General features: G+C 40.9%; 3 protein-coding genes. 1 reads left to right on the plus strand and 2 read right to left on the minus strand.

The features are described from left to right. Window positions 1-328: 328 nt before the first annotated feature. Complete coding sequence (locus GXZ17_RS03885) at window positions 329-553, plus strand: hypothetical protein (RefSeq protein ID WP_409375977.1); 225 nt, start codon at window positions 329-331, stop codon at window positions 551-553. Here GXZ17_RS03885 and GXZ17_RS03890 read toward each other — a convergent pair. Further along, complete coding sequence (locus tag GXZ17_RS03890) at window positions 550-780, minus strand: hypothetical protein (RefSeq protein WP_409375978.1); 231 nt, start codon at window positions 778-780, stop codon at window positions 550-552. The genes GXZ17_RS03885 and GXZ17_RS03890 overlap by 4 nt on opposite strands. A gap of 135 nt (window positions 781-915) precedes the next feature. Beyond that, a complete protein-coding gene (gene istB / locus GXZ17_RS03895) occupies window positions 916-1,638 on the minus strand; it encodes an IS21-like element helper ATPase IstB (RefSeq protein WP_409375979.1) in 723 nt (240 codons plus the stop codon). Between the last annotated feature and the right edge of the window lie 104 nt (window positions 1,639-1,742).

The raw sequence follows: 1,742 nt of genomic DNA on the forward strand, positions 1-1,742 counted from the left end.
TTCCACACCAGTCCCGTAGCCTGCAAGCTAAGACCAGGAGCGGGCTTGCGGGCACGCACATGTATGATGTCGTGCCGGCTTAAAAGAAGGGCGCATTGTCGAGAGAAAAATCTCTTGAAAGACTTAATCTCTCTGGGTTTTCTGGTGCGCACATATTAGACACATGCACTTGCAAAAATTTTCAAACATGGCACATTGTCGAGAGAAAAATATCTTAAAAGTTTTGATTTCTCTGGATTTTCTGGTACGCACATGTTAGACACATGCGCTTGCAAAAATTTTCAAACAATGTTATGATTTTTCCAAATAAACTATCGGAGGTGTCTCCATGAAACGGGCGAAGAAAAAGCGCTCTGACATTTCATCTAATATTTCAAAGGTGGCATATTGGTCGCTGGGCTTATGTGTCTTCTTTGTATTAGCAGAACATTTTGAGCCCCTTCAAAAAGTTTTTTTATTCATCGATTATGGCTTTAAAGCTATTTTAGCAATTTTCTGGCTTGGAGTTGTAGGCACCATCGTTCTTCCGATTTGGGCTGTATTTTTTGATTAGAAATCCACAAAGAACTCTACTTGTTTGTTGTCTACTCTTCCCCAATTATAGTTCTCTCCATCATGTACGAACTGATAAACCCGTCTTTTGCCTTGATTATTGCAGGCAGCCACATAAATGCTTCCGTCCTTATCAACAACTCTCACTTTTGCGACATATCCTCCAGGTAGAGTATATTCTACATTGTTGTAGAAAAATTTCCCATTGGCAACATAACTATCAGTCAAATTTGTTTGGCAGCTAACTGCTAATTGATCGAAAATCCCGTAGTCAACTAATTGTTTTATAACTTCTTGGTGTGTTTGGCAATATAAAAACCTATCATTCCGGAACTTAGTTTTTCCAGCACCCTGATTCCATATTTAGCAATTCATGGTAGAGTGAGTCAACCTGTAACTTGGTCCAGTAAAGACTAACAAGTGGCTATGGTGGATCAGCCGGTCAATGATAGCACTGGTCATTTTTTCATCATAAAATATCCCGTTCCACTTGCTGAACTCCAGGTTAGTCGTGATTATCACGCTCCTTTTTTCATAGCATTCTGCTATGACCTGGAATAGCAGCTGGGATCCCTCTTTCTCAAATGGGATGTACCCCCATTCGTCACATATGAGAAGGTCGCATTTAGTTAACTGTTTGAAAAATCTTTTTAATTCGCCTTCCGCCTTTGCATCTGTTAACCGGTTTACGAGGGCTGCAGTTGTGAAAAACTTTACCCGTTTCCCTCTCTGGCATGCTTCTACCCCTATAGCCGTAGCCAAATGAGTCTTACCTGTACCTACCGGGCCATAAAGGATTAGGTTCTCCTTCTTGTCGATGAAACCGGCGGTTTTTAATTCTTCTAAATCTATTGAGGGCGGTATTTGTATGTCATCAAAGTCATAGCCGTTAAAGGTTTTAATGACATCAAAATTAGCAGCTTTTAAGAGCCTGTTTTTTCTGGCTGTTTCCCGGTTTTCAACTTCCCGGCGTAACAATTCCAATAGGAACTCATCGTGAGTTTCCGACTGAATATCTTTATACCCCTGATAAAAGCCCTTCCCAATCCTTAGGGTTTTGCAATATTGGGTAATCAATTCTTCCATTTAGGAACGACACCCCCTCAACAGGGCATCATAAACGGTGGAATCTATCGTGTATTCGTTAAGTTCCGGAACTTTATCCGGAAGGGTTAGATTCCGGACTTCAA

The sequence above is a fragment of the Candidatus Sordicultor fermentans genome (assembly GCF_012728195.1).
Classification (GTDB): domain Bacteria; phylum Atribacterota; class Atribacteria; order Atribacterales; family Caldatribacteriaceae; genus Sordicultor; species Sordicultor fermentans.